We start from the raw sequence: 26,172 nt of genomic DNA on the forward strand, positions 1-26,172 counted from the left end.
CATTGAAAGCGACTGCGTGCAACGTTGTTCGGTGCCATCCTCAGCGTGGTTCACGAAGCACGTTTATCCGTTTACCGTAACGCGATTGAGCGGGTCATTGGGTGCTCCGCTGCGCCCGCGGTATTTGATCAGCAATGCGAGACAGGCGACGACGCCGGCGAGCGCGACGGTCGCGAAGATGCCGCCGAACGTGAAGTGACGACGCCCCAGCTCCGCCACCAGAAAAGAGCCGGCGATGCCGCCAAAGCGACCGATGCCAAGCATCCAGGACACACCGGTCCCCCGACCTTGTGTCGGATAATAGGCGGCGGCGAGCGCCGGCAACGAGGACTGCGCCGTGTTCATCAATACGCCAGCGCAAAAAACCGCCAGTATCAATAAACCGACATGCCCGAGGGCCTGTCCTACCGCAGCCATACTGACCGCCGTCAAGGCGTAGCACAGCGCGATGATTCGATCCGCGTTGAACCGGTCCATCAGATAACCGCATAGCACCGCGCCGACGCCGCCCAACGGAAACAGCGCGGAAATCAATGCGGCATGTGCTGGCGATACGCCGCCTTCGCGCAGCAGGATCGGCATCCAGTTGATGGACGCGTAGAAAATGACCAGACCCATGAAATAGGCGGTCCACAGCATCAGCGTACCCAGCAAATAATCGCGGGATAGCACCAGACGCAAGCCACGACGTTCTCCGGAAGACAATGCGCCCGCCTCACTTTGCTTGCTAACCGCCGACTGCTCGGTCAACGTGAAAACGGTATCCGGGCGCAGATCCGCGGCGGCATATGGCCATACGCGGCTAAGCGTGCGCAGTATCGATGCGCCGGCATGTCGGCTCGCAACCTGGTAGCGAATCGATTCCGGCATGGCAAGCAACAGGACGATCAGCAGCAACAGCGGCGTTACGCCGCCAAAGACCAACACACTACGCCAACCGAAATGCGGGATCATCCACGCGGCAAGAAAGCCGCCTAGCGCGGCGCCTAAGGGGAAGCCGCAGAACATCAGATTGACGAGCGTCGCGCGCCGTTGCTTCGGACAATACTCGTTCATCAGCGTTGCCGCGGTCGGCATCGCGGCACCCAGCCCTAGGCCGGTGACGAAGCGCGACACCGTCAGTTCCGTCAGATTGCCGGCCTGCGACGATATCAGGCAGGCTATCCCGAAAAGTGCCACCGATACGGAGAGCAGCGCACGTCGTCCCAAGCGGTCCGCCAAGGGGCCGGCAAGCAAGGCGCCGCAAGCGAGACCGAATAGCGCGGCACTGAGTACGGGCGACAATGCCGTGCGCGCCACGCCCCATTCGCCCAGTAATGACGGCGCGATAAAGCCGATCGCGGAGGTGTCGAAGCCATCGAGCAGGACGACTGCAAAGCACATTGCAAAGATCAACCACTGGCGCGCGGACAGCGGCTGGAGATCGATGAATTGCTGCACGTCGATGGACGTGGCTGGGCGCGCTGACATTGGTTTTCCCCGGGGTGCGTTCGATAGATGAACGTCGTTTCAACAAGCGAACAATTGTGGTGTCAGCTTACGAAATACGGGGCGGGCGGGTCAGACGGGTTAACCCGTGAAACTGCTGGCGATGCTGCGGAAAGCCGCGCCTGTGGCGAGAAATCGAGGGGACGATGTGCTGCACTGTCTGACGCGGTGCGAAGTCTGCCGTTTTGCCTGGGATTCAGACCGGTGCGGCTGTGGAGCGCGGTAGCGAATCGGGGACGGGATCTGCCGGTGCCGGCGTCGGGATAGTGCGATGGGGAGCGGTCGCGATTCCGCCTTTTGCGCCATGCGCGTGCCCCTCTGCCTTCAAACGCTCCGACACTTCCGCGTATTTACCAATAGCCGCCGGATCGCCTTGGGCCGACGCAAGCGCATACCAGAGTTGTGCCGAGACGAGATCGACTTTCACGCCGTCGCCGCCTTTTTCATAGAAGCTCGCCACGATGTATTGCGATGTGCTGTCGCCCTGACGTGCGGCCCGAAGATACCAATGGAAAGCGGCATTGTAGTTGCGCGCGGTACCGCGACCATCCATGAACTGTGTCGCCAACGCGATCTCCGCGCCGACGTGGCCATGTTTCGCCGCGCGCAAAAACCATTGATGGGCGAGCGTGGGATCGGACGGCACCATTTGACCGTCATCGAAGATCTTGGCGTAGATGTACTGCGCGTGCGTCATATTGGCGTCTGCCGCCTTGTGCAGCCATTGCAGCGCCTGTGGCAGATCCGGCTGCGTGCCCTCGCCATTGAGCAGCATCATCGCGTAGTCGAACTGCGCGATCCGATTTCCCCGCTGCGCCTCTTCGCGAAACTCGCGTAACGCCACCGGATAGTTACTCTCCGCGTAGTCCTCGAGCGCGGTCGACAACTTCGGGTCGCGCGTGGCCTGACTATGCGCATCCAATGCCGCCGCCCGCGTGTCGATCGACATGACGCTGAGCCCGATGCCGATACTGACGGTGAGCAAAGCCGCCAACGTTTTTGGGATTCGGCAGTCGATCGTCGGACGCATGGCGGAACTCTTCGGGCAGAGGAAACAAGGCGTCTCCATCATAGCGAAACTTCCCGCCGCTGTATCGCTCTCCAAAAACGTCGCGGTATGAATGTCACATCGAGGCGTCGCGTCGCCGCTGGCGTCGGCTTAATGCGAGGCGCCGGCCGTCTCGGCCAGCGCGGCGGCGACGGTGCTGCGCAGCGCAGTCATCGCCTCGCGCGCAACGTCCATCGGGTCGCGCGCCTTCATCGCATCGTTGAACACTTCCAGGCCGATCGGGCCCTTGTAGCCGGCATCGAGCAGTCGCGCCACGAGGTCGGTGACGGGGAAGCGCCCCTGGCCCGGCAGCAGGCGCCGATGACGCGCAATCTCGATGATATTCGGCAGATCGATCTCTTCCATCAGATCCGACAGCTGCAGGAGAAAGATGCGATCGATCGGAATATCGCGAAGATCGTTTGCGTCGCGGCCGCGCGCGAACATGTGGAAGGCGTCGACGACCAAGCCCATATTGGGCTCGCCTACCGCCTGGATCGTCGCCCACGCTGCCGGCACCGTGTAGGTCAGCGTGCTCCACGCCATGCCTTCATAGGCGACACGCAGTCCGCGCGTGGCCGCTTCGCGCGCGAGCCAACGCAAGTCGTCGACAACGCGCGCCGCGACGCACGCCTTATGCGTGCTTGCCGGCACCAGTACCGTATTGGCGCCCAGCGCCTGAGCGCGATCCAATAGGGCAATCGCTTCCTGGCGTTTGGCGTCCCGTATCTCGTCCGGTGCGCCGTCGAAATCGAGCAGTACCTGATGGTCCGTCAAGCCCAGTTCGATCTGTCGCAGATGCCGCCCGAGCGCAGCCGCGCCCGCGTCATACGCTTCTACATCCTGGCGCCAGAGTTCCACCTGCGCAAAACCGGCGGCCTTCGCGGCGGCCAGTTTCTGCACGGTCGGCCCTCCCAGCAGGATCGTGTTGATAAAAAGGGGATTCGCCAAGTCGTGCGGCAGCGCCGACGTGGCAGCAGGGTCTTGAGCAAAATCGGTATCGCGGGTCATTGCAGTCCATCTCCATCAGAGAGCGCGTAAGGGAACGCTCGCCGCTATCGGCGAGAGGAGACCGTGTCGCCGCAGGCGCGGACATGCGCCTGCGATGCGAGCCGTCATCCGGTAGACGTTCCGCGCGTAATGCCGATCAGCATAGACCGTTGCATGGCACTGACAATTGGGCGTGCCGTCAAATAGTACGTTAATCGCGCAAAGTGCGCGTTGAGCATGCGAAACTAGGGTTTACGACGGAAGAATGGACTATCTTTCACGACGCCTCGGTGTCATGAGTTGAAACAAATCGCGTCGAATATCGCCCGTTGTTTCAGTTCATGAGATGAATAATCCCGAGCAATGGGTTCCGCGACACGCCATTTCCTTTTAGACTGCGTCGCGCGATGCCGTTGTCCCTCAGGTGCGTCGACCGCGATGTCTGCGGCGGGGCGATACCAGGACGACGGCGGGTCCATGCAGCGGGCGCCTGATCTGCGTCAAGCGCAGGCGCCGCCTGCATTGACATGACACGGTGCCGCCTTTACCGTTCGATCCGCAGACGTTTTTTACACGACACGCCGTGTTTTACCCGCGCGTGCCCACCGCCATCCGTGGAAGGGCGCGGCGCCGGCCAACCGATATTTCAAGATAGTTGACACCATGCAGGCTTCCTCGAATCAAGCTAAATCATCGCGCTCCCTTTCCCTGCTCCAGATGCTGATGGTGGTTGGGTTGGCCGGCTTGGGCGCCGCCGTCCTGTGCGATTACCTGGCCACCCTTTTGAAGTGACGTTGAGTTTTCTATGTATAAGAAAGGCGTAGCACTGGAGTTGCAGTTTCCAGCCAATCGGCTGATCCGTGCAGAGGATGGCGTACCGGGCGCGGCGGGGCATTCCGATGCCGCCTCGGCGCCGGCCTACACCGTGACGCTGAATGCGGACGAAGCGCGCGCCTTGCTCGATGGTCTGCGTCGGCGACTGGCGGCCGAGGATATCACCGCGCCCGTGGTGGTCAGCCTCGCCAATCAGGAAACGATGCCGCAGGAAGAGCAGCCCGACCTCGACGCGATCGTGTTGGCCGCGTCGGGTGCGACGGCCGGTGCCGTTGCCGCCACCCTGGACAGCGCGGCAGCGCCTGTCGAATACAAGCAATGGGTATGCGTGATCTGCGGTTGGATCTACGACGAAGCACTGGGCTTGCCTGAAGAGGGCATCGCACCGGGCACGCGCTTCGAGGACATCCCCGACGATTGGCGTTGCCCGCTCTGCGACGTGGGCAAGGAAGACTTCGCTGTCGTCGAATTCTGATCCTTTCGCAGTATCGCGTGTCTTTGTCTCCACAAGTGCAAGCGCGGCACGAAAATTGCTCAGTCGGTGCGAGCCTCGCCGGCTTGCACGTTGTCGTATTGGGTCATTGTTACCCTCGTGCTTGCGGTCGCGGGGCGAAGACATCGACACTGAATGACAATGGAGAGAGACAGCGACCATGCGTGCCCTATTGCGTGCCATTCCCCAACGCCTGATTGCCCCGTTCCTGCCGAGCACGCGTCATGCGTACGGCATCGGCGGTAACGATATCTCCCCGTCCGAAGCGAACCTGAATCGTCTCCATGCCGCGCACGATCGTCGCGCGGGTGGGGCGCGCGTGACGCGAATGACGGCCTGCCTGCTGCTCCCCGTCGCTGCTGCAGCCTATATGGGTTCGGCACACGGCGCGACGGAAGAAGAGCAGAGCAAGGCGTGCAAGGCCGATGCCATCCGTTTGTGTTCGGAAGATATTCCCAGCAAGGAAAAAATCACGGCCTGCATGCAGCGTAAAGTGAAACAGCTGAGCCCCGGCTGTCGCGCCATGTTCAAGAAGTAAGGGGCACGCTCGTACGCGTGAGCGGGTCTGATGGCCCGCAGCGATGACGATACGATCGAGATAAAGCAAAGCGGCGCCTCACTGACATGAGGCGCCGCTTTGTTTTGTGCCGCCATGGCCGTCCTGGCGGACGACACAGGCGGTGTCACGCGATCACCGCGTCTTCATCTTCCACGATACCAGCAAGGAGATCAGGCAGCCAATGAACAGATAGCCGGCGACCGGATGCCAACTACCGCCCGCCATGCTGACGAGTCCGACGGCGATGAAGGGGGTGAATCCGCCGCCAACCACGCTGGCGACCTGATAGCCGACGCCCGCACCGCTATAACGGAATCGCGTACCGAACAGTTCCGTGAACAGAGGTTGCTGGACCGAGACAACCATATCGTGTGCAACGTTGGCGAGCAGCACCGAGCAGATGACGATCCAGACGGTCGACCGCGCATCCAAGGCCAGGAAGAACGGGATGGCACTCAAGGCACCGACGAACGCACCGAGCATATAGACGCGTCGACGGCCGAAGCGATCGGCCGCCCAGGCGAAGATCGGGATCGTGACGATGCTGATCGCGCCGACGGCCAAGCCAATGTTGAGGAAGAACTGTCGGGGCATGCCCAGGTTCGACGTCGAATAGCTCAGGGCGAACGCCGTGACGATATACATCGTGAACAGTTCCGCGAGGCGCAGCGCGATGATCAGCAGGAAGGCCTTCGGGTTCTCACGCAGCGCTTCGAGGATTGGCAGTTTGGCCGGCGTGTCGGCTTGCGCGACGACGTCCTTCTCGAATGCTTGCGACTCGTCCATCGTCGTACGGATCCACAGACCGATGGCGACCAGTACGACGCTGAAGATAAACGGCAGGCGCCAGCCCCAACTGCGGAAGGCATCGTTGTCCAGCGTCTGACTCAGGATCGAAACCAGACCCGTGGCGAGCACGAGCCCCACGCCATAGCCGACCTGTACGCCACAGCTGTAGAAAGCCTTACGCTTCTCCGGTGCCGACTCCACCGCGAGCAGTGCCGCGCCGCCCCATTCGCCCCCTACAGCGAAGCCTTGAATCGCGCGCAGCGCGATCAGCAACACCGGCGCCCACCAACCGATGCTCGCATAAGTCGGCAACAGGCCGATCAACGCCGTTGACAAGCCCATCAAGGTGACGGTCAATACGAGCATGCGCTTGCGACCGAGCTTGTCGCCGTAATGCCCGAATACAAAGCCGCCGAGTGGACGGAACAGGAAGCCGACGCCGAAGGTGCCGAATGCCGCCAGCGTGCCCATCGCCGGACTGATCTTCGGGAAAAATTCCGTATTGAAAATCAGCGCGGCGACGATGCCATATAAGAGGAAGTCGTACCAATCGACGACGGCGCCGACGAAACTGCCCCAGGCGGCTTTGCGGGCCCGGCTGGCGGTGACGATTGCCTGATCGGCAGTCTGTTGGGTAGCGGAGCGAAAAGCGCTGGTCATCGTTGTCTCAATAAATCGTTGATCGTCATCGTCGGCGGACCTGTCCGGTGCACCGTTGCGTACCGATTGCATACCGCGAACCCGGCTTCGGCAGCATGATTCGACCAAGGCCCGCGATCAAACCACGTTGCTATTGGAAAGGCAAGCGTCATGGCCCGTCTGCGCGCGACAATTGTTTATTTCTGTCGCCGAAATGCGTGAATTTCCTTTGTGAGGAAGGTGTCTTGCGGGATGGCCGCATTTTGCATGCCGGCGTCACCGCGGCGTCGCGCTGGCTGGCGTTGGGTCATTAGGTCGCAGTCTAAAGTTGCACTGCGCGGGAAGAAAGGCGAATGCCGTCGTTTTGCGCGATAATCGCTCGGGGACGAACGCTGATCGTTTGCGTATCGGGTTAACGAGGGTTGGAGACGCGCATGTTGGACAGACGGGACTGGATTGCCGGCTTGGAAAAAGGGTTGTCGATTCTCGAGGCATTCGATGCCGAGCATCCCCGGATGACGCCGACACAGGCCGCCGCGCGCACCGGCTTGACGCGCACGGCGGCGCGTCGCTACCTGCTGACCCTGCAATCGCTTGGCTATCTTCGCGGCGACGGCAAGCTATTCGAGTTGACGCCGCGCGTGCTGCGCGTAGGGTGGTCGTATTTCGATTCCGCGCGCTTGCCGCGCATGGTGCAGCCTTATCTCCAGCAACTGAGCGCGACGATCGACGAGCCGGTCTATGTCAGCGTCCTGGACGACTGGGAACTGGTTTTTATCGCGCGCAACAGCACGTCGCGGGTCATGAGCACCGGCTTTGTACTCGGCGCACGCGTGCCGGCGCCACTGACGTCGCCGGGCGTCGTCCAACTCGCCTCGCGCGATGACGAAGCGGGACTGGCGCAATGGCTCGATGCGGCGATCTTGACGCCGTTCACGCCGCATACGATCACGCATAAGGATCGCTTGCTGGAGAAAGTTCGCCAGGCGGCAAAAGATGGGTATGCGGTGATCGAGCAGCAACTGCAGGTGGGCGTCCGGGGCGTGGCCGTGCCGTTGAAGGATCGTCATGGGCAGGTTGTCGCCGCGCTGAGCACGAATATGCTGATCGGTCAGGAGACAACCGATGCCGCCGTGGCCCGTGTCCTGCAGCCCCTTCGCGACACGGCCTTGTCGATGTTGAACGTCTTGTGACCGGACGCTGACGTCGCGTAAGTCGCAAAAAAAGCGCTTCGGGTCGATAAAACCCGAGGCGCTTTGCTTGTGCCGCATCCATCCATCGCGCGTTGCCGCGCTCGATCGTGCGTCCGGCGCCAGGTGGTGTATTGCCTGGCGCCTCGGAGTATTACTTCGTCAGCGTTGCCAGTGCCGCGTTCAGCGTCGCACTCGGGCGCATCGCCTTCTCGGTCAACTCGGCATTCGGATGGTAGTAGCCGCCAATATCGTTCGCCTTGCCTTGTCCCTCGGCCAGTTCCTTGACGATCTTCGCTTCGTTTTCCGTCAGCGATTGCGCGATATCCTTGAACTCGGCTTGCAGCCCCGTGTCTTCGGTTTGCGCGGCCAAGGCCTGCGCCCAGTACAGTGCCAAGTAGAAGTGGCTACCACGATTATCCAGGCCGCCGACCTTGCGTGACGGCGACTTGTTTTCGTCGAGGAACTTGCCCGTTGCCTGGTCGAGTGCCTTGGCCAGCACATTCGCCTTCGGCTTCTTGTACACGGTGCCCAGATGTTCCAGCGAGGCTGCCAGTGCCAGGAATTCGCCGAGCGAATCCCAACGCAGGAAACCTTCTTCCAGGAATTGCTGGACGTGCTTCGGTGCCGAACCGCCGGCGCCCGTTTCGAACAAGCCGCCACCGGCCATCAGCGGCACGATAGACAGCATCTTGGCGCTGGTGCCCAGCTCCATGATCGGGAACAGATCGGTCAGGTAATCGCGCAGCACGTTACCGGTCACCGAGATCGTGTCCTTGCCGGCGCGGATACGGTCCAGCGACAGCTGCGTTGCGGCCACCGGCGACAGGATCTGAATATCGAGACCCGACGTGTCGTGATCCTTCAGGTAGCGCTGAACCTTCTTGATTACCTGCGCGTCGTGCGCGCGGTTTTCGTCCAGCCAGAACACGGCCGGCGTGCCGCTCGCGCGGGCACGGGTGACCGCCAGCTTGACCCAGTCCTGGATCGGCGCGTCCTTGACCTGGCACATGCGCCACAGATCGCCGGCTTCCACCGGTTGCTCCAGCAGCACCGTACCGCTCGCCGCGACCACGCGGACAACACCGTCTGCCGCGATTTCGAAGGTCTTGTCGTGCGAACCGTATTCTTCCGCCTTCTGCGCCATCAGGCCGACGTTCGGCACGCTGCCCATCGTCACCGGATCGAACGCGCCATGCTTCTTGCAGTCTTCGATGACGGTCTGATAGACGCCCGCGTAGCAACGGTCGGGGATGATCGCCTTCGTGTCGTGCAACTGCCCATCCGGGCCCCACATCTTGCCGGAGTCACGGATCATTGCCGGCATCGACGCGTCGACGATGACGTCGCTCGGCACGTGCAGATTCGTGATGCCCTTATCCGAATTGACCATCGCCAGCGGCGGACGCTTGGCGTACTCGGCTTTCAGGTCGGCTTCGATTTCAGCGCGCTTGTCTGCCGGCAGATCCGCCAGATGGGCGTACAGATCGCCGATCCCGTTGTTGACGTTGACGCCGACTTGCTTCAGCACGTCGGCATGCTTCGTCAGCACGTCCTTGTAGAATTCCGTGACGACATGACCGAACATGATCGGATCGGACACTTTCATCATCGTCGCCTTCAGATGCAGCGACAGCAGCACGCCTTTTTGCTTGGCATCGGCGATTTCCGCATCGATGAAAGCGCGCAGCTTATTCTTGCTCATCACCGCGGAGTCGATGATTTCGCCGGCCTTGACCGAGGTCTTTTCTTTCAGGACCTTGACACTACCATCCTTGCCGACCAGCTCGATGCGCACGGCGCCATCGGCATCGATCAGCGCGGACTTCTCGCTACCGTAGAAATCGCCGCTCGACATATGGGAGACATGCGATTTCGACTCGGCCGACCATGCGCCCATCTTGTGCGGGTGCTTGCGTGCATAGGCCTTCACCGAAAGCGGCGCGCGGCGGTCCGAATTGCCTTCGCGCAGTACCGGATTCACGGCGCTACCCTTGGTGCGGTCGTAACGGGCCTTCGTTTCTTTCTCGGCGTCGTTCTTCGGCTCGTCCGGATATTCCGGCAGCTTATAGCCCTGGGCCTGCAGTTCCTTGATGGCCGCCTTCAACTGCGGCACCGAAGCACTGATGTTCGGCAATTTGATGATGTTCGCTTCCGGCGTGGTGGCCAGCTCGCCCAGTTCGGTCAGGTCGTCGCTTTGCTTATGCGCGGCATCCAGAACGTCCGGAAATTGCGCCACGATGCGACCGGCCAACGAGATGTCGCGGGTCTCCACGTCGATCCCCGACGAGTGCGTAAAGGCCTTGACGATAGGCAGCAGCGAGTAGGTCGCGAGCGCGGGCGCTTCGTCGGTCAGGGTATAGATGATCTTCGACGTCTTGGACATTTTTCTGGTTACCTCGATTTCCACATGAAGGTGTCGCCCGATCCCGCTTCTCGCATCCGCCGGCTCCTCTCAACGGCAGGCGCGCGGCACGGCATCCGTCCGACGTTTAACAAGGCCAAGCGGACGGTGAAACTGTTGCGTGCCGGACGGGTTCCGGGTGGGGACCATGAGCGACTCCGAGTATAACAAGAATCGGAGTCAGTCTTGGGTCTAATATAAGACTTGCAGTGCAGTATTCTGCTTTCTCCGCCTGCCGTGACGTCTGAAACGGCACGTGCACACCGCGGTTGCGGTCCTGCAAGAGGGCTGCCGAATCGCCGGAAACGCCCGTTACACGGGCGTTTCACCAGTGATGCCTGCGTTCGACGAGGCATGCGCCGGCGGCAGCAGTGCTAAAAAATTGCGCAGCATCGGCGTCAGGCTTTTCCACGCATTTACGCACGTTGCGCATGTCAGCGGCGTGACATCGCCGCTTTTCGCATCGAGGGGGCGACGTACCGCGAGCGCGAGTCGGGCCTTCGGCGCTGGTCCCACGATGTCGAGATAACGGACCCCGTCGACGCGCACCGTGGCAATGGCGGCCGGCACGATTGAGACGCCGAGTCCGGCTGCCACCAGATTGACCACTGACGATATCTGCGGTGCCTCCTGCGCGAGAAGGGGCGTAAACCCTGCGTTCAGACAGGCGTTGTAGACCTCTTCGAACAAAGAGATACCGTTGATGCGCGGAAAAATAACAAAGGGTTCGCCGGCCAACGCCGCGAGCGGCAGGCCGGTCTCCTGCGCCAGCCGGTGATCCGAGGGCACGACGATTTTCATGGGCTCGTCGGCGAAGCGGTGCAGCATCAATCCTTCGATTGCCGCATCGCTCGGTCGAATGAACACCGCGTCGAGTCGACTCGCCTGAATGTCGTCGAGCAATTGCTGCGTATTCGCTTCCACCAAGGACAGGGCGACTTCCGGGTAGGCGCGCCGGAAACGGCGGATCGCATCCGGCAGAATCGGATTGAAAGAGGCCGAACTGGTGAAGCCGACGCTCAAGCGCCCGATCTCGCCGTGCGCGGCCCGTTGCGCCGCCTGCATCGCGCGGCTGGCCGCGGCGAGCGTGGCACGGGCCTCGGGTGCGAATGCCAGACCGACGTCGGTCAGACTCACGCCCTGTGCGCCGCGATGGAAAAGACGCGCGCCGATCAATGTCTCCAACTGCTTGATCTGCTGACTTAGCGGCGGCTGCCCGATGCCGAGGCGTGCGGCGGCCCGCGTGAAATTGGCCTCGTCGGCGACCGCCAGAAAATACCGCAGGTGGCGCAATTCCATCCTATATGTCCTATGTATGGGATATGCCGATTCCATATATTGGACAGTATATCCCTTACAGCGCACACTTCTGTCACGGCAAGCTTATGCGCCTTGCGCCGGGCTGGTCGGCGCTTTTCCTGTCACAGATGCGACCCAAGCGGATGCCGATGAGGGCGGCTTGGGCAAAAAGACCTTCATGCAAACGAAAACCGCTTCTCCGGTGCGCGACGGCACGCTACCGTTGCCATCGTCGTCCGCCGGTCCCGTATTTGCCGGCGTTCAGCGCGGCTCGGCCGACTACCGGCGCATCAGTCTGGCGCTTTTTCTGTCGGGTTTCTCGACGTTCTCGCTGCTTTACTGTGTGCAGCCCTTGCTCCCGTCCTTGACCGGCGAATTCCACATCGGCGCGGCGCAGAGTTCGCTGGCACTGTCTCTGTCCACGGGGTTTCTCGCTTTTTCGATCCTCTGCGCCGGACCGCTGTCCGAGCGCTTGGGGCGACGTGGCTTGATGTTCGCCTCGTTGACGTTGGCGGCATTATGCAATCTGCTCGTCTCCGTTGCCCCGAGCTGGAATCTGATCCTGCTGGGTCGTGCGTTGGAGGGGTTCGTCCTGGGCGGGGTCCCCGCGGTGGCGATGGCCTATCTCGCCGAGGAGATCAATCCGAAAGGGCTGGGGATGTCGATGGGCCTGTACGTCGGCGGCACGGCATTCGGCGGCATGATGGGCCGCGTGGGCATGAGCTTCCTGACCGATTGGTTTTCGTGGCGCACGGCGATGGCGACGCTCGGCGTGATCGATCTGGCCGCCGCTATCGCTTTCGTGCTGCTGCTCCCGCCGTCCCGCAACTTCATGGCGAAGGCCGGCCTGGGCGCGGCGCACCATGTCGCGCTCTGGCGCCGTCATCTCTCGCATCCTATGCTGCCGATGGTGTTCGGTGTCGGCTGTCTCGTCATGGGCGCGTTCGTTACCGTCTATAACTACGCCGGCTTTCGTCTGATCGAACCGCCATTCAATTTGAATGCGGCGGAAACCGGGTTGATCTTCAGCGCGTATTTATTCGGGATGGTCGCCTCGTCGGTCGCGGGCGGCATGGCCGATCGCTTCGGTCGCGGGCCGGTGCTGGTGACCGGCGTCACGCTGGCTATCCTCGGCGTGCTGCTGACCTTGCCACATCAGTTGACGCTGGTGATTGTGGGGATCGTCTTGCTGACGATCGGCTTCTTTATCGCGCACTCGGTGGCAAGTGGCTGGGTGGGCCGTTTGGCCGATGGCGCGAAAGGACATGCCTCGTCCCTCTACCTGCTGGCGTATTATCTGGGTTCGAGTTTCCTTGGATCGGCCGGTGGCCATTTCTGGGAACAGGGCAGTTGGCCCGGCGTGGCGATATTCGCGGTGGTGTTATTGGCGCTGTGCCTGATGTTGGGGATAAGGCTGTGGCGCCGCACCGCCTGACAATGATTTCCGAGTGGCGTGCATGGCAGAGGCGGAGAACAGTGGATCGAGTCTGAGCCGCGCTGAGGCCGATGCGGCGGAAACCCTGACGGTATTGCCTGCGGGGCGTACCGTGCCGGCCTCGCGCGACGCCACCGTGTTGGTGGCCGCTTCGCGCGGCGGCATGCGCCTTCCCAGCTCCTGTCGCAATGGCAGTTGTCGCGCTTGCCTGTGCCGCATCGTGGCCGGCACGATCCACTACCGCGTCGAATGGCCCGGTGTCACCCGCGACGAGCAGGCTGAAGGATGGATGCTGCCCTGTATCGCCTATCCCGAGGGCCATGTCACGATCGAGCAGCCGGCCATGCGCGAGACCGCCGACATACCGGTGCGCCCGATACGGTCCCGCGGCTTTTGAGCCGATTTCGTCGACGTCGTCCCGAAGTATTGATTCCGCGCCGCCGCTGCTGGTGCCATCGTCGAAGGCACGGCGTGCGTGTCGGCCTGCCGCGGCAGCCGCGATGACCGGTTTTCGGTGGGCGCGGCATGATGCAGCAAAGGCGCATCGACGCTGTCCGGTACAATGCCGCGCCATAGAGCGTGTGTCTTCGCCGTCGGCGTGTCGACACATACGGAAACCAACGATAGAGAGGGTGCGATGAGCATTTTGGACGGATTGGGCGCACAGGGCGCCGCAGGCGGCAGCAATCTGGTCGACGCGGCCATCGGCTTCGTGAACAGCCAGCCGGGTGGTCTGAACGGCATCGTGCAGAAGTTCAACGACGCCGGGGCCGGTTCGATCGTGTCGTCGTGGATCGGGAAGGGCAGCAACCTGCCGATCGATCCGGCGACGCTGCTGATGGCCTTGGGCAAACCGCTGCTGGAGCCCCTGGCCGCAAAGGTCGGCATGCCGGTCGAACAGTTGGTGAGCATCCTCGCGATGGTCTTGCCCGGCGTGGTCGATCGGGCGACGCCAGACGGCACGCTGCCGGAAGACGGCAAACTCAAGCCCGATAACGTTCTGTCTGCCCTTGGTGGCTTAATGGGGATGTTTGGCGGAAATAAGTAAGCCATTCAAGCCGCGCGCAATGCGCGAACGCATCGGTGGCGTCGGAAAGCTATAAGGGTATGTCTTATATTCTTTCAAAAAAGCCGACGTTTCACTTGCGCATGCGCCCACGATCGGTGATTGATCGTGGGCGTTTTAACGTTTAGTGGTGAAATGCGGAACAGTTCACGCATTTTCAGTCGTGTAGCGCCATCCGCGGCACCGTCTTTTACCCCCCCTTGATTTTTCTTGCTTTCAATTCTTTCGAATATGACGGCCTGCGACTATTCGCGAAATCAGATTTAATAGGACGAAGCGGCGGCGGTCGGATAAACTACCGCCCCTTCAGCCGTCCCTTTCGTCAGGGGCGGCATCTGATTGGGAGTACGCATGCAGGGAACACAGACGAAGAATGGTGGCGGGGCCGCCCCACGCGTCCATCGGTCCATTGGTCCGATTGCATTGATGTTGACGGGCCTGGGCTCGATTATCGGTTCCGGATGGTTGTTCGGCGCCTGGCGCGCGGCGAAGATCGCCGGCCCGGCGGCGTTGGTGGCTTGGGTCATCGGCGCATTGGTCATTCTGGCGATCGCGCTGGCCTATGCGGAGCTGGGCGCGATGTTTCCGGAGTCGGGCGGGATGGTGCGCTATGCGCGCTACTCGCATGGCTCCCTGGTAGGTTTCATCAGCGCATGGGCGAATTGGATCGCCATTGTGTCGGTGATTCCGGTGGAGGCCGAGGCGTCGATTCAGTACATGAGCTCCTGGCCGTTTCCCTGGGCCCATGCGCTATACCAGAACGAGACACTCTCGACGACCGGCCTGCTCCTGTCCGCCGCGCTCGTCATCGTGTACTTCTTGCTGAATTATTGGAGCGTGAAGGTTTTCGCGCGCGCCAATTCGCTGATCACCGTATTCAAGTTCATCGTGCCGGCGTTGACGGTCATCGGCCTGATGGCCAGCCAGTTCACGGTGGCGAATTTCGGTCATCTGGGTGCGGCTGGCGATGCCGCCGCGGCGGCCAGCGGCAGCGTATTGGGTCAGTTCGCACCGTACGGCTGGTCTGCCGTGTTCACGGCCGTGGCAACCAGCGGCATCATCTTCGCGTTCAACGGTTTCCAGAGCCCGGTGAACCTGGCCGGTGAAGCGCGCAACCCGTCGCGCAGCATCCCGTTCGCGGTGATCGGCTCGATCCTGCTGGCACTGGTGCTATATGTGCTGCTGCAGGCGGCGTATATCGGTGCGGTCTCGCCGACGCAGATCGCGCAGGGCTGGAACAAGATCGATTTCAGCTCGCCGTTCGCCAACCTGGCCATCGCGCTGGGCCTCAACTGGCTGGCGATCGTGTTGTACATGGATGCCTTCATCAGCCCGAGCGGCACCGGCATCACCTATATGGCGACGACGTCGCGGATGATCTATGCGATGGAGCGCAATGGCACCTTGCCGGCGATCCTCGGCAATGTGCATCCGCTGTTCGGCGTGCCGCGGCCGGCGATGTGGTTCAACCTGATCGTCTCGTTCATCTTCCTGTTTTTCTTCCGCGGCTGGAGTTCCTTGGCAGCGGTGATTTCGGTGGCGACGGTGATCTCTTACCTGACGGGTCCGGTTAGCGTGATGGCCTTGCGCCGCCATGCGCCCGATCTGAAGCGCCCCTTGGTGCTGGCGGGCATGGGCGTGGTTGCACCGCTCGCGTTTGTTTTCGCGTCGCTGATCCTGTATTGGGCGCGCTGGCCGCTGACCGGCGAGATTATCTTGCTGATGGCGGTCGCACTGCCGGTGTATTTGTACTACCAGGCCAAGCAGGGTTGGCAGGGCTGGGGCAGCGACTGGCGTGCCGCCCGATGGCTCGTGACCTACCTGTTCGTCATGGCGCTGCTGTCGTACTTCGGCGGTCGCGAATTCGGTGGAAAGGGCTATCTCCCAGAAAATTGGGACATGCTGATCGTGGCGGTCATCGCCTTCCTGTTTTATCGCTGGGGTGTCCACAGCGGCTATCGCACGCCTTATCTGGAGGAAGCGAAGGAAGACAACGATCCGGATCACGCCGGTCACTGAACCGCCGTCGCGCGTTCGCGGCGCCTCCTTTAAGGTGCATTACGCGCCGTACACTGCCCGGGGGTGGGTATTCCGTTAGACTAAGGAATGAGTCCGCCGAGTACGACGCCCTCCCGGCCTTAGTAACGAAAGCCACCTCGGTGGACTGCATCTCGAAATTCGGACAGTAGTTCGAATTTTGAGATGGGGTCCCGCGGTGGCTTTTGCTTTTATCGTCCGGCGCGATATTTGCTGTTCCCGCGCATCCCCGTCTGCCGCGCGCGACCCATTCCGAAAAATCGAACGCACAACATTGGAAAATTCGGTGACTTCCCTCGATGAACACGAGGCGCTGCGGCGTCGAATGCAGACGCTGCAGCGCGAGTTGAGCGACTTCAAACTGCTGTTTGCCGCGCTGGACGCGGGATTCTGCGTGATTGAAATGAAGTTCGCCGCGGATGGCACACCGGTCGACTACCGATTTGTCGAGATAAACGCCGCGTTCATCCGGCAGACGGGTCTCGTCGACGCCCGAGGAAAGTGGATTCGCGATCTCGTTCCCGCGCACGAGCAGCATTGGTTCGATATCTACGGCGAGGTCGCGCGGACCGCCAAGCCGGTGCGCTTCGAAAACGCCGCCGAAGCGCTTGGACGCTGGTATGAAGTACAGGCTTTCCCGATAGGGCTTCCCGAACTGCATCATGTCGCCATTCTTTTCACCGATATTTCGGAACGCCGTGCCGCTGAGTTGAGTCTGCGAACGCTGGCTGCGCGACTCGAAGAGGAAGTGGCCGCGCGCACGACGGATCGGAATCAACTTTGGCAACTTTCCACCGACATCATGTTGCGCTGTCGTTTTACCGGCGAGATCGTGGCGGTCAATCCTGCGTGGACGACCACCTTGGGCTGGTCGGAAGCGGAGATGCTGGGCTCGAATCTCTTTGATTTGATCCACCCCGACGATTTGGCGCATACGCGCGAGGGCGCCGAGAGTTCGGCAGGCGGCGTGTCTCTGCGTCGTTTCGAGAATCGCTATCGCACGAAGGGCGGCGACTACCGCTGGATCGACTGGTCGACGCAACCGTCGAAGGACATGATCAATGCCGTCGGCCGTGATGTCACCGAGGAAAAAGAGAAGGCCGAAACGCTGAAGCGGATGGAAGCGCAGCTTCGACAAAGCCAGAAAATGGAGGCCGTCGGCCAATTGACTGGCGGCCTGGCGCATGATTTCAACAACCTGCTTGCCGGCATCAACGGCAATCTCGAATTACTGAGCGTGCGGCTGACGCAAGGCCGACTGAGCGATATGGACCGGTATGTCAGCGCCGCGCAGGGATCGGTGAAGCGCGCGGCGGCGCTGACGCATCGGCTGTTGGCGTTTTCGCGGCGTCAGACGCTGGATCCGTCCGTAACGGACGTGGCCGCGCTGGTGGCGGATCTCGAGGAATTGATAGGACGGACGATCGGCCCGGATCGGGTGCTGTCGATCCAGGCGCCTGCGGCGCTCTGGACGACGATGATCGATCGTAACCAGCTTGAGAATGCGCTGTTGAACCTCAGCATCAATGCCCGCGATGCGATGCCCGACGGCGGACGGATCGATATCGGTCTGGCGAATGAGGCGATCGATGCCCAGACGGCGGCCGAGTTCGATGTGTCCGCCGGCGATTACGTAACGATCACGGTGACCGACACCGGGTCCGGAATGACACCGGAGATCGCCGCGCGCGCCTTCGATCCTTTCTTCACGACGAAACCGATCGGGCAGGGAACCGGGCTGGGTCTATCGATGATCTACGGCTTTGCGCGTCAGTCAGGTGGGCATGTGCGGATCGAGAGTGCCGTGGGGCGGGGCACGATGGTGCGCATTTACTTGCCGCGCTTTACGCGCGACGTCCCGCCCGCCGCCGAGCCGGTCAAGGACGCGATGGCACCGACACAGGCAGGCGGCGCCGTGCTCGTGGTCGACGATGAAGCGACGCTCCGCATGCTGATCACCGAAGTACTGGAAGACAGCGGCTATACGGTGATCGAAGCGTCAGATGGCCCCAGCGGCCTGACGATTTTGCAGTCGGATATCAAGATAGACATGTTGGTCACCGATGTGGGCCTGCCCGGCGGCATGAACGGCCGCCAATTGGCCGATGCGGCGCGGTCGCTGCGCGCCGACCTGCAGGTGCTGTTTATCACCGGCTATGCGGAAGGCACCGCTACCGGTAAAAACGCACTGGAACCCGGTATGCACGTCCTCACGAAGCCGTTTTTGATCGAAGCACTGGTGGCGAAGGTCGGGGAGTTGATCGCCGAGGGGCGCCGCGCGTAGTGGCGTGGCGCCTGGCGAACAACGCGTCAACGTCCGTGATCCATGGCCGCCTATCTGTTTGACATATACAGCATAGCTGTATATATTTGGCGAATCGCTACTCTTCTGGATTCGTTAACAATGTCGCTCGAAGATCATAAACGCGTGGTGCGTCGTTTCAACGACGAGGTGATCGTCAAAGGCGATCGGGCCAGTTTCGACGCGCTGATGGCGCCCGATTTCGTCAATCATTCGGCACCGCCGAACGTGCCGAACGGCGCGGAGTCGATGTGGCATACGTTTCAGAACATCCTGCGCCCGGCCTTGTCGGACTTGCGCGTGACGATCCTGGATCAGGTCGCGGAGGAGGATAAGGTCACGAGCAGGAAGCGTATCTCGGGCATGCACACCGGCAGCTTGATGGGCGTTCCCGCAAGCAATCGGATGGTGACGATCGAGGTGATCGACATCGTACGGGTGGTGGACGGGCGGTATGCCGAGCATTGGGGGATCAATACGCTGCCAAGCGTGTTGGCGCAATTGCGGGGCTAGGCGAGGGCGTCGATCCGCTTCGCGCGCGTTTCAGCGCTTGCAGCAAGAGGCGCGACGCGTTTAACCGCCTGCTGCGGCACTCAGCTTATCCAGGATGCCCACTGCGGTCTTGAGCGCGATCCGCTCATCGGCCGTCAGGGTCTTTTCGATCATGTCGCCGATTTTCGATGCACGTGCGGCACGGCCGCGTAGCAATTCAGCTTTGCCGAATGCGGATAAGGAAAATATCTGACTGCGCCCATCGGTCGGATCCGCTTGCCGTTCGACCAGGCGGGCGTTCTCCAACTGACCGACGACGAGGCGCATCGTTTGATGGGTGACATTCCGTCGCTGCGCCAATGCGGCGATATTCATCGGACCATCTCGGTCCAATAATCCCAATGCTTCGGTCTGCGCCGATTTCTCTGCATCGGTCTTCTCTCTAACGGCTCGCACAAACGTACCGACGGCGCGACGCACGTCTTCCGCGAGCGTTTCAACGGTGAGATTGCTTCGGTCGTTATTCTGATGCACGGTCAAGCTCACTCCCTTCCTATATCGATTCCGACGTCGGCGCAGGCACCCACGGTGACGCCCCAAAGCATTGTTGCAATGATACGCCGATCGCCAAACTGGCCAGGGCACGATGTTTGCGGCGGGGGGCTGTGAACCGCGATCAAGGAGAGGGTCTATGTCGACGAATTGGAAAACCGGTGATGCCGTGCAATGGCAAACGCCCCAGGGAAAAACCGAGGGAAAAGTGGTCCGCGTGTTGCATCGGCGCGAGCACGTCGATGGCCACACTTTCGATGCGAGTGCCGACGATCCGCGCTTCGAAGTGGAGAGTGCAAAGACAGGAAAGCGCGCGGTGCACAGAGGCGATAGTTTGCATGCGTTACGACGGTGACACGCACCGGCAATACCGGCCATCGACGGCAATCGATTCGATACGCGATGGTGCAATCAGGATCGCCATCCCCCGGGGAGGTAATGCCATAGACTGTCGAGCGGATTGTCTTTCGAGATAAGCGTCGCGTTTATTCCAGGCAGTCCGGGTCCGTCGCCCACGTGCTCCCGCTCGGTGAGCACCCAATCGCCCAACTTCGTCAGCGCGCTTTGTTCCGCCAGCGAGACAAACGCGAGGTCGCGCGGGCGCCAATTTTCACATGCTTGGGTAAAGCCATTCCAGTCGGCAACCAAGCCGTCTTGCACAAACCGCTCGGCGATCCGATCCGCGACGCTGCGGTCGACCTGCGCCCACTGTCGTTCTGTCGTGACGCCGAAGCGGGCGGTCAGCAGCGCTCGTACTTCCGGGCCCAGATGCCGTGTTTCCGGGGCGCCGGTTTCAAAGGCGACATTGGCCAATGCGCTGGCTAATGTGTCAGAAATCGCGGAATATTCCGGCGCCCATGTGATGAAGTTGAGCAAGCCCTCGCGCATCAGTAGCCAGTGCGAGTCGTCCAGATAAGATTCCAACGCGGCGGGCCAGTGTTCCGTCGGGAATGCCGCGCTCGGGCGGGCGTCTGCTCCCGTCGCACCGTCTCCCACGGGGGGATCGATATTCAGCGGTTCGTTCGAGTCGACACGGAGGGTAGCGTCGAGTGCTGCCATCGTGGCGAGGCGTCGCGCGATGCCGATATCGCATAATGCCAGCGTGCGCGATAGCGTTTGTTTCGTATCGGGCTGGTGCAGGGTTTTTGCCAAGATATCGAGCGCTTCCCTTATCGGCTGGATGTCGGTCTTCTGTACCCGCTCGGGGAAATGTTTCAGTTGCCGCGTCAGTTCGCGCAGCAAGGGGCACTGGCGCTCGAACGGCAGCGCCTGGATACGTTCGAGCGTGGCCGGAATATCGGCGACCGTTCGCGCACGCTGCACTATGACCCACGTCGTGCGGTGATGCGGAAAATAGGTGTTCAGCGTTGACTCGATCGACTTTCCCGTCAGACTAAGCGAGACGGCGTCACGCAGCGGGAGGGAGGCGGCAATGACGCTGAACACATCTGCGGGGAGCGCGAAACGGGGCACATCGGAGGATTCGACCAGGGCATCTGAGCTTGTCGCTTTGGATGCCGCGTCGCTTTCGGGCTGGTTTCCCGTTACCCGTGAATACAGGTTCGACAGCGACGTGGAGATGAAATCCATTGTCAGCCTCGGCGCAAAGGAGTGGAGTGCCACGCTGAGTAACGGTGATCTCGAATAGATTCCCTGGCATGGCGCGGGGTGGCGTTCGATATCGAGCTGAACGGATGCCTTGTGGGCGATGAGCGTGCGATCGGACTATCATGGCGTATGACGCTGCTCGACCATCCTTTGAAAGTGCGCCCTATGCCAGATGCTTTACATCCTGATGTTGTTGCCGTGTGGCCGCTGCTGCTCGGTGCCCCGTCCAGCCCCGCTGATCTATCGGTCGAAAAAATCAGGGCGATCGATCCGGTAAGCGAGGCGCGTCTGGTAGGCGCGCCCGAACCGGTCTTTAAAACCTGGGATCGCGTGCTGCAGACGGAAGCGGGCGGAATAGGCGCGCGCTGGTATCAGCCAACCGAAACAAACCCCACTTTACTGCTGGTGTATGTGCACGGTGGGGGCTGGGTCAAAGGCTCGTTGGATTCACACGATGTCTTATGCCGCGCCTTGGCGCTGCGCTCCGGCGCGTTCGTCCTGTCGATCGACTACGGCCTCTCGCCTGAAACCGCCTATCCCGGTGCGCTGGATCAAGTCTGTGCCGTATTAGCGAACGCATCGCAGCTGGCGGCCGATGAAGGCTTCGGCACGCTCCGCGTGGCGGCCGCGGGCGACAGTGCGGGCGGCCACTTGCTCGCGACCGCCACACATCGCCTGATCGAGGAAAATCAGCCGCTGCCGGAATCGATGGTGTATCTCTATCCCGTCACCGATGCATCGATGCGCGCGACAAGCTGGACGACGTTCGGCAGCGGCTATCCGCTGACCTACGACAGGATGAAGTGGTTCTGGGAGCAGTATGTCGGCAGCGACTTTGCCCGACTACAGGCGCGGGCGCGGGATCCCTTACTCTCGCCGCTGTATTCGGATCGCCTCGATCGCTATCCGCGTTCGATGGTGATCACGGCCAGATGCGATCCGCTGCGGGATGAAGGCGACGCCTTTGCCGATCGACTGAAAGAGGCGGCTGTACAGGTCGAGCACGTATCGGTGCCCGGACAAGTGCACGGATTTCTCCGGATGCGACAGGCCTTCACCGATCCCGAATGGGGCGTGGATGCGGTGATCCATCGGATCGCCGCGTTTTTGCGCTAACGGCTGCGCGCCGCTAGCGTCCTGCCATCAGGCAATCTTGCGCAGCCAGCCGCGCGTGTCCGCGGACACGCCGTGCTGCAGATTCAGCAGCGCTTCGCGCAGTTGCATCGTGACCGGGCCGTTTTCGAAATCGTTGATCGTCATCTCGAAACCGTTCGCCTTGGCTTTGCCCACCGGCGTGATCACCGCGGCGGTACCGCAGGCGAACACTTCCGTCATGCGACCCGCTGCCAGATCGTCGCGCCACTGCTGGACCGAGATCTTGCGCTCTTCGGTCTTAAAACCGAGGTCGCGGCCCAGTTCCAGCAGGCTGCGGCGTGTGACGCCCGGCAGCAGGGAGCCGGTCAGTTCCGGCGTGACCAGCGTGACTTGATCGCCGTCTTTGTAGACGAAGAACAGGTTCATGCCGCCCATTTCTTCGACATCGGCCCGATGCGCCGCATCCAGCCAGACCACTTGGTCGCAGCCGTGTTGCTCGGCCTGCGCCTGGGCCGCGAGGCTTGCGGCATAGTTGCCCGCGCACTTCGCTTCACCGGTGCCGCCGAGGGCCGCACGGACGTAGTCCTCGCTGATCCACACGGTCACCGGCTTCACGCCTTGCGCGAAGTAAGCACCCGCCGGCGATGCGAACAACAGGAAGAAGTACTCGTGCGACGGACGCACGCCCAGATAGGCATCCGATGCGAACATCAGCGGACGCATATAGAGGCTTTCGCCGACATTCGACGGCACCCACTTGCGATCGATCGAGATCAACGCATCGCCCGCTTCCAGGAAACGCTCCGGCGGCAAGGCAGGCATCGCCAGACGGGCGGCGCTGCGGTTGAAACGCTCGGCGTTTTGATCCGGGCGGAACGTGGCAATGCTGCCGTCCGGCTGGGCAAAAGCCTTATAGCCTTCGAAAATCGCCTGGCCATAATGCAGCGCCGACGTTGCCGGATCCAGCGACAGCGGGCCGTAGGCCTTCAATTCACCCTGTTGCCAGGCACCGTCACGGTACGGAATCACGACCATGTGATCCGTGAATACGCGGCCGAAACCCGGGCCCGTCGTACGGGCAACGCGTTCTGCGTCGCTCAGGATGTGGTCGGAAGGCGTGACGCGCAGCGTCGGAGTGGAGGCGATCATGGCAAGCGGTTTCTTGAAAACACGGAAAACCACGATCCTACCGAAAAATTAACAATTCAGCTTGGAATTTGCCTAGGCCGCGGATCGATGCGGTGGTTTAGCATGATGGATTGCCCCCTAATCCGAATCACTCAACCCGTGAGGCTTATGGAAAATCAGTGGCTCGCCTATGTCAAACGGCTCCAGGCAATCGCCTCCACCGGACTGCATTTTGCGGAAGGCGTGTTCGATCGCGAACGTTTCGAGGAGATCGCGGCAATTTCGAATGCGATGCTGGCAGATCTCGGCAGTGTTCCCATCGAACGTATCCCCGAGCTGATGCCGCCGATGGGCACTGCCTACGCCACGCCGATGGTGGAGGTACGCGGCGTCGTGATCGTCGACGGGAAGATCCTGCTGGTGCGTGAGAAATTCGACGGCCTGTGGACCTTGCCGGGCGGTTACGCCGATGTCGGACTGTCCGGCGCGGAAAATACCGCGAAGGAGGTGTGGGAAGAGGCGGGACTGCGCGTCGAAGTGAAATCGCTGATCAGCGTGCGACACAAGGCGAAAGGCGGCTATCGAGCCGATCCGCGGGATTTCTACAAACTGTATTTTCTGTGCGAATCGGCGCCGGGTGCGGTGCCGAAGATCGGTGTCGAGACGACCGATGTGGGGTTTTTCGCGCCGGACGCCTTGCCGCCGCTATCGGAGGGACGGACCATCGCCAGCGATATCACCGACGCTTTCCGTTTCGTTCGCGGCGAGATTACGACGACGATCTTCGACTGAGGGGAGCATGCCGGGCGCCAGCGCTTACGCGGCGAGCGCCCGGCATGACGCGCGCTTACTCTTCCGGGAAGAGCTGCGGCGTCTTGCGGGCGCGACGGGCCGATGCCCCCGGGCGACGGCCACGCTTGGCAGGTACCGGTGCGGCGTCCGCCGACGCGCCGGCGCTATCGCTGGCGTCGGCTTGTACGTCCGCCGAGCTGGCGGCAGCCGCAACGGTGCTCGGCGGCACGACGCTGGTCACGTCATTGGCCAGCGTATCCGCAGACGGCGCGGCCACTTCCAAGGCGGCGCCCGGCTGGGCATCGCTGTCCAATTCGAGCATTTCCGATACAACGGCACCTGCGCGCTTCGTACTCGTACGGCGTGCACGGCGGGCCGCCGACGCCTTGCCTGGACGGGGCGGTTCGGCGACCGACAACGCGTCGGCGTCGCGATCCGCATCCAGATAGTGCGCCGCCGGGGATGCGCTGACCGCATCCTGGTCGAATAGCCCAGCATCGGCAATCCGTGATGCCAGCGACGGCCGCGTATCCGGCAGTGCCTCGATCACCGGCGCGCCGTCGGAGAACGCATCCCCTGCATCGCCATAGGGCGCATCGATAATGGCAAGGACCGCATCCGACGCGTTCGACGGCTCCAACGCCGGCTCGGCGCGATTGCCGTCCACGTCCGACGTAAGGACCGTCGCGTCGCGGTTGCCGTCACGGTCGCGATCCCGATCACGGTCCCGGCCACGCCGACGTGACTTCTTCGCCGGGCGGTCCGTGTTGGCCGCCTCCGGGGCGCGCGCATCGGCGGCCGGGCCGGTACGTTGCACGTCGCTCGCTTCTTCTTCGGCGACAACCGGCGCGACGCTGTCGGGCACCGCGTTGCGGTCCGGACGTCCGCCGCGCGACGGCGTCTGTTGCGGCGCCTGCGCCGTTACCGGCGTGCTTTCTTCAAGGCGGGCGTTCTGCTCCTGCCCGCTGCGGAAAACGAAGGTACCGGACTTTTCATCACGGCCCACTTCGAATAGTCCACGCGCCTGCGCTTCGTCGAGCAAGCTGCCGAAGGCCCGGAAACCGAAATAGGATTCGTTGAAATCCGGCCGGCGACGCTTGATCGCTTCCTTCAGCACCGATGCCCAGATCTTGTTGCTGTCGCCACGCTCCGACACCAGCGCATCGAAGGTCTCGACGGCGAGTGCGAAGGCTTTTTCCTTGCGCGCCTCCACTTCCGGCGAATCCTGCTTGCCCGGCTTCTGACGCGGCAAGCGCTCTTCGTCGTTCTTGCGGGTGGCGGCGTCGCGCTTCGCTTGCGCGCGCTGTTGTTCGCGCACCAGATCGTCGTAGAAAATGAATTCGTCGCAATTGGCGACCAGCAGGTCCGACGTCGAATTCTTGACGCCGACGCCGATCACTTTCTTCGCGTTTTCCCGAAGTTTCGAGACCAACGGCGAGAAATCGGAGTCACCGCTGATGATGACGAAGGTATCGACGTGCGACTTTGTGTAGCAAAGATCCAGCGCATCGACGACCAGGCGGATATCGGCGGAATTTTTGCCGGTCTGGCGGACGTGGGGGATTTCGATCAGTTCAAAGCTGGCTTCATGCATCGCGGCCTTGAACCCTTTGTAGCGGTCCCAGTCGCAGTAGGCTTTCTTTACGACGATGCTGCCCTTGAGCAACAGCCGTTCGAGCACGGGCTTGATGTCGAATTTCTCGTATTTCGCGTCACGTACGCCGAGGGCGACGTTTTCGAAATCGCAGAAAAGCGCCATGCTGACGCTGTCATTGGGTAAAGCCATGAATGCTCCAAGCGCGTGCACGATGCACGCGTTGCGTAAATAAGGTCAAGACGCGGTTGCCACGGCCCGGCCCGGATATCCCGGCGCCGCCCTGGTCATTGCCGCCGCCGGCGTCGAAGGGATCGCTCGGCGGACATAGCAAACCT

22 protein-coding genes are annotated in these 26,172 nt (G+C 61.7%); 12 read left to right on the plus strand and 10 right to left on the minus strand.

Annotated elements, in window-relative coordinates; translation table 11 throughout:
- Positions 1–63 precede the first annotated feature (63 nt).
- The 3 genes from ABEG21_RS22180 to ABEG21_RS22190 all read right to left on the minus strand — a co-directional run bounded on the left by ABEG21_RS22180 (position 64) and on the right by ABEG21_RS22190 (position 3,547).
- Entirely contained in the window at positions 64–1,470 is a 1,407-nt protein-coding gene (locus ABEG21_RS22180; protein ID WP_347558728.1) for an MFS transporter, read from the minus strand.
- Positions 1,471–1,684: 214 nt separating this feature from the next.
- Positions 1,685–2,560, minus strand: a complete 876-nt coding sequence (locus ABEG21_RS22185; RefSeq protein WP_347558729.1) for a tetratricopeptide repeat protein — start codon at positions 2,558–2,560, stop codon at positions 1,685–1,687.
- 87 nt (positions 2,561–2,647) lie between these two features.
- The gene (locus ABEG21_RS22190; protein WP_347558730.1) at positions 2,648–3,547 is read right to left on the minus strand and encodes a sugar phosphate isomerase/epimerase family protein; all 900 of its coding nucleotides are present in this window, start codon (positions 3,545–3,547) and stop codon (positions 2,648–2,650) included.
- A gap of 784 nt (positions 3,548–4,331) precedes the next feature.
- Between ABEG21_RS22190 and ABEG21_RS22195 the strand changes: the two genes are divergently transcribed.
- The gene (locus ABEG21_RS22195; protein ID WP_347558731.1) at positions 4,332–4,835 is read left to right on the plus strand and encodes a rubredoxin; all 504 of its coding nucleotides are present in this window, start codon (positions 4,332–4,334) and stop codon (positions 4,833–4,835) included.
- Between the two features lie 178 nt (positions 4,836–5,013).
- Positions 5,014–5,391, plus strand: coding sequence for a hypothetical protein (locus ABEG21_RS22200; RefSeq protein WP_347558732.1), 378 nt, complete (start codon positions 5,014–5,016; stop codon positions 5,389–5,391).
- Positions 5,392–5,544: 153 nt separating this feature from the next.
- Here the strand turns inward: ABEG21_RS22200 and shiA are convergent, their stop codons facing one another.
- Positions 5,545–6,861 carry a shikimate transporter gene (shiA, locus tag ABEG21_RS22205; RefSeq protein WP_347558733.1) on the minus strand — a complete coding sequence of 439 codons (1,317 nt, stop codon included), beginning with the start codon at positions 6,859–6,861 and terminating at the stop codon, positions 5,545–5,547.
- Positions 6,862–7,262: 401 nt separating this feature from the next.
- Here shiA and ABEG21_RS22210 point away from each other — a divergent pair, with 401 nt between their 5' ends.
- Positions 7,263–8,033 carry an IclR family transcriptional regulator C-terminal domain-containing protein gene (locus ABEG21_RS22210; protein WP_347558734.1) on the plus strand — a complete coding sequence of 257 codons (771 nt, stop codon included), beginning with the start codon at positions 7,263–7,265 and terminating at the stop codon, positions 8,031–8,033.
- 151 nt (positions 8,034–8,184) lie between these two features.
- On the opposite strand, the gene ABEG21_RS22215 is transcribed toward ABEG21_RS22210, so the two are convergent.
- The gene (locus tag ABEG21_RS22215) at positions 8,185–10,416 is read right to left on the minus strand and encodes an NADP-dependent isocitrate dehydrogenase (RefSeq protein ID WP_347558735.1); all 2,232 of its coding nucleotides are present in this window, start codon (positions 10,414–10,416) and stop codon (positions 8,185–8,187) included.
- A gap of 330 nt (positions 10,417–10,746) precedes the next feature.
- The gene (locus tag ABEG21_RS22220) at positions 10,747–11,733 is read right to left on the minus strand and encodes a LysR family transcriptional regulator (RefSeq protein WP_347558736.1); all 987 of its coding nucleotides are present in this window, start codon (positions 11,731–11,733) and stop codon (positions 10,747–10,749) included.
- A 178-nt stretch (positions 11,734–11,911) separates the two neighbouring features.
- Between ABEG21_RS22220 and ABEG21_RS22225 the strand changes: the two genes are divergently transcribed.
- The 6 genes from ABEG21_RS22225 (at position 11,912) to ABEG21_RS22250 (ending at position 19,086) form a co-directional block, all read left to right on the plus strand.
- Positions 11,912–13,168, plus strand: coding sequence for an MFS transporter (locus ABEG21_RS22225; protein WP_347558737.1), 1,257 nt, complete (start codon positions 11,912–11,914; stop codon positions 13,166–13,168).
- A 22-nt stretch (positions 13,169–13,190) separates the two neighbouring features.
- Entirely contained in the window at positions 13,191–13,565 is a 375-nt protein-coding gene (locus ABEG21_RS22230; protein WP_347558738.1) for a 2Fe-2S iron-sulfur cluster-binding protein, read from the plus strand.
- Positions 13,566–13,805: 240 nt separating this feature from the next.
- Positions 13,806–14,216, plus strand: a complete 411-nt coding sequence (locus ABEG21_RS22235; RefSeq protein WP_347558739.1) for a YidB family protein — start codon at positions 13,806–13,808, stop codon at positions 14,214–14,216.
- A gap of 369 nt (positions 14,217–14,585) precedes the next feature.
- A complete protein-coding gene (locus ABEG21_RS22240) occupies positions 14,586–16,253 on the plus strand; it encodes an APC family permease (protein WP_347558740.1) in 1,668 nt (555 codons plus the stop codon).
- 304 nt (positions 16,254–16,557) lie between these two features.
- Entirely contained in the window at positions 16,558–18,555 is a 1,998-nt protein-coding gene (locus tag ABEG21_RS22245; protein WP_347558741.1) for an ATP-binding protein, read from the plus strand.
- Positions 18,556–18,675: 120 nt separating this feature from the next.
- Positions 18,676–19,086, plus strand: coding sequence for an ester cyclase (locus ABEG21_RS22250; RefSeq protein WP_347558742.1), 411 nt, complete (start codon positions 18,676–18,678; stop codon positions 19,084–19,086).
- Positions 19,087–19,146: 60 nt separating this feature from the next.
- Here ABEG21_RS22250 and ABEG21_RS22255 read toward each other — a convergent pair whose 3' ends face one another.
- The gene (locus ABEG21_RS22255; protein ID WP_347558743.1) at positions 19,147–19,611 is read right to left on the minus strand and encodes a MarR family transcriptional regulator; all 465 of its coding nucleotides are present in this window, start codon (positions 19,609–19,611) and stop codon (positions 19,147–19,149) included.
- A 145-nt stretch (positions 19,612–19,756) separates the two neighbouring features.
- Between ABEG21_RS22255 and ABEG21_RS22260 the strand changes: the two genes are divergently transcribed.
- Positions 19,757–19,972 (plus strand): DUF2945 domain-containing protein, encoded by a 216-nt coding sequence (locus ABEG21_RS22260; protein ID WP_347558744.1) that lies wholly within the window; start codon positions 19,757–19,759, stop codon positions 19,970–19,972.
- 56 nt (positions 19,973–20,028) lie between these two features.
- Here the strand turns inward: ABEG21_RS22260 and ABEG21_RS22265 are convergent, their stop codons facing one another.
- Complete coding sequence (locus ABEG21_RS22265; RefSeq protein WP_347558745.1) at positions 20,029–21,207, minus strand: hypothetical protein; 1,179 nt, start codon at positions 21,205–21,207, stop codon at positions 20,029–20,031.
- Between the two features lie 183 nt (positions 21,208–21,390).
- Between ABEG21_RS22265 and ABEG21_RS22270 the strand changes: the two genes are divergently transcribed.
- Positions 21,391–22,341 (plus strand): alpha/beta hydrolase, encoded by a 951-nt coding sequence (locus tag ABEG21_RS22270; protein ID WP_347558746.1) that lies wholly within the window; start codon positions 21,391–21,393, stop codon positions 22,339–22,341.
- Positions 22,342–22,368: 27 nt separating this feature from the next.
- Here ABEG21_RS22270 and ABEG21_RS22275 read toward each other — a convergent pair whose 3' ends face one another.
- Positions 22,369–23,469: a branched-chain amino acid aminotransferase gene (locus tag ABEG21_RS22275; protein WP_347558747.1), complete on the minus strand. Its 1,101-nt coding sequence runs from the start codon at positions 23,467–23,469 to the stop codon at positions 22,369–22,371.
- Positions 23,470–23,616: 147 nt separating this feature from the next.
- Here ABEG21_RS22275 and ABEG21_RS22280 point away from each other — a divergent pair, with 147 nt between their 5' ends.
- Positions 23,617–24,240, plus strand: coding sequence for an NUDIX hydrolase (locus ABEG21_RS22280; protein WP_347558748.1), 624 nt, complete (start codon positions 23,617–23,619; stop codon positions 24,238–24,240).
- 55 nt (positions 24,241–24,295) lie between these two features.
- On the opposite strand, the gene ABEG21_RS22285 is transcribed toward ABEG21_RS22280, so the two are convergent.
- A complete protein-coding gene (locus ABEG21_RS22285) occupies positions 24,296–26,026 on the minus strand; it encodes an NYN domain-containing protein (RefSeq protein WP_347558749.1) in 1,731 nt (576 codons plus the stop codon).
- Positions 26,027–26,172: the final 146 nt, after the last annotated feature.

This window comes from Robbsia sp. KACC 23696, from assembly GCF_039852015.1.
In the GTDB taxonomy this organism is placed as follows: domain Bacteria; phylum Pseudomonadota; class Gammaproteobacteria; order Burkholderiales; family Burkholderiaceae; genus Robbsia.

Bases quoted from the DNA above. Each gene is read 5' to 3' on its own strand.
- ABEG21_RS22180 (WP_347558728.1), bottom strand. From the start codon at position 1,470: ATGTCAGCGCGCCCAGCCACGTCCATCGACGTGCAGCAATTCATCGAT.
- ABEG21_RS22185 (WP_347558729.1), bottom strand. From the start codon at position 2,560: ATGATGGAGACGCCTTGTTTCCTCTGCCCGAAGAGTTCCGCCATGCGT.
- ABEG21_RS22190 (WP_347558730.1), bottom strand. From the start codon at position 3,547: ATGACCCGCGATACCGATTTTGCTCAAGACCCTGCTGCCACGTCGGCG.
- ABEG21_RS22195 (WP_347558731.1), top strand. From the start codon at position 4,332: ATGTATAAGAAAGGCGTAGCACTGGAGTTGCAGTTTCCAGCCAATCGG.
- ABEG21_RS22200 (WP_347558732.1), top strand. From the start codon at position 5,014: ATGCGTGCCCTATTGCGTGCCATTCCCCAACGCCTGATTGCCCCGTTC.
- shiA (WP_347558733.1), bottom strand. From the start codon at position 6,861: ATGACCAGCGCTTTTCGCTCCGCTACCCAACAGACTGCCGATCAGGCA.
- ABEG21_RS22215 (WP_347558735.1), bottom strand. From the start codon at position 10,416: ATGTCCAAGACGTCGAAGATCATCTATACCCTGACCGACGAAGCGCCC.
- ABEG21_RS22220 (WP_347558736.1), bottom strand. From the start codon at position 11,733: ATGGAATTGCGCCACCTGCGGTATTTTCTGGCGGTCGCCGACGAGGCC.
- ABEG21_RS22225 (WP_347558737.1), top strand. From the start codon at position 11,912: ATGCAAACGAAAACCGCTTCTCCGGTGCGCGACGGCACGCTACCGTTG.
- ABEG21_RS22230 (WP_347558738.1), top strand. From the start codon at position 13,191: ATGGCAGAGGCGGAGAACAGTGGATCGAGTCTGAGCCGCGCTGAGGCC.
- ABEG21_RS22235 (WP_347558739.1), top strand. From the start codon at position 13,806: ATGAGCATTTTGGACGGATTGGGCGCACAGGGCGCCGCAGGCGGCAGC.
- ABEG21_RS22240 (WP_347558740.1), top strand. From the start codon at position 14,586: ATGCAGGGAACACAGACGAAGAATGGTGGCGGGGCCGCCCCACGCGTC.
- ABEG21_RS22250 (WP_347558742.1), top strand. From the start codon at position 18,676: ATGTCGCTCGAAGATCATAAACGCGTGGTGCGTCGTTTCAACGACGAG.
- ABEG21_RS22260 (WP_347558744.1), top strand. From the start codon at position 19,757: ATGTCGACGAATTGGAAAACCGGTGATGCCGTGCAATGGCAAACGCCC.
- ABEG21_RS22265 (WP_347558745.1), bottom strand. From the start codon at position 21,207: ATGGATTTCATCTCCACGTCGCTGTCGAACCTGTATTCACGGGTAACG.
- ABEG21_RS22270 (WP_347558746.1), top strand. From the start codon at position 21,391: ATGCCAGATGCTTTACATCCTGATGTTGTTGCCGTGTGGCCGCTGCTG.
- ABEG21_RS22275 (WP_347558747.1), bottom strand. From the start codon at position 23,469: ATGATCGCCTCCACTCCGACGCTGCGCGTCACGCCTTCCGACCACATC.
- ABEG21_RS22280 (WP_347558748.1), top strand. From the start codon at position 23,617: ATGGAAAATCAGTGGCTCGCCTATGTCAAACGGCTCCAGGCAATCGCC.
- ABEG21_RS22285 (WP_347558749.1), bottom strand. From the start codon at position 26,026: ATGGCTTTACCCAATGACAGCGTCAGCATGGCGCTTTTCTGCGATTTC.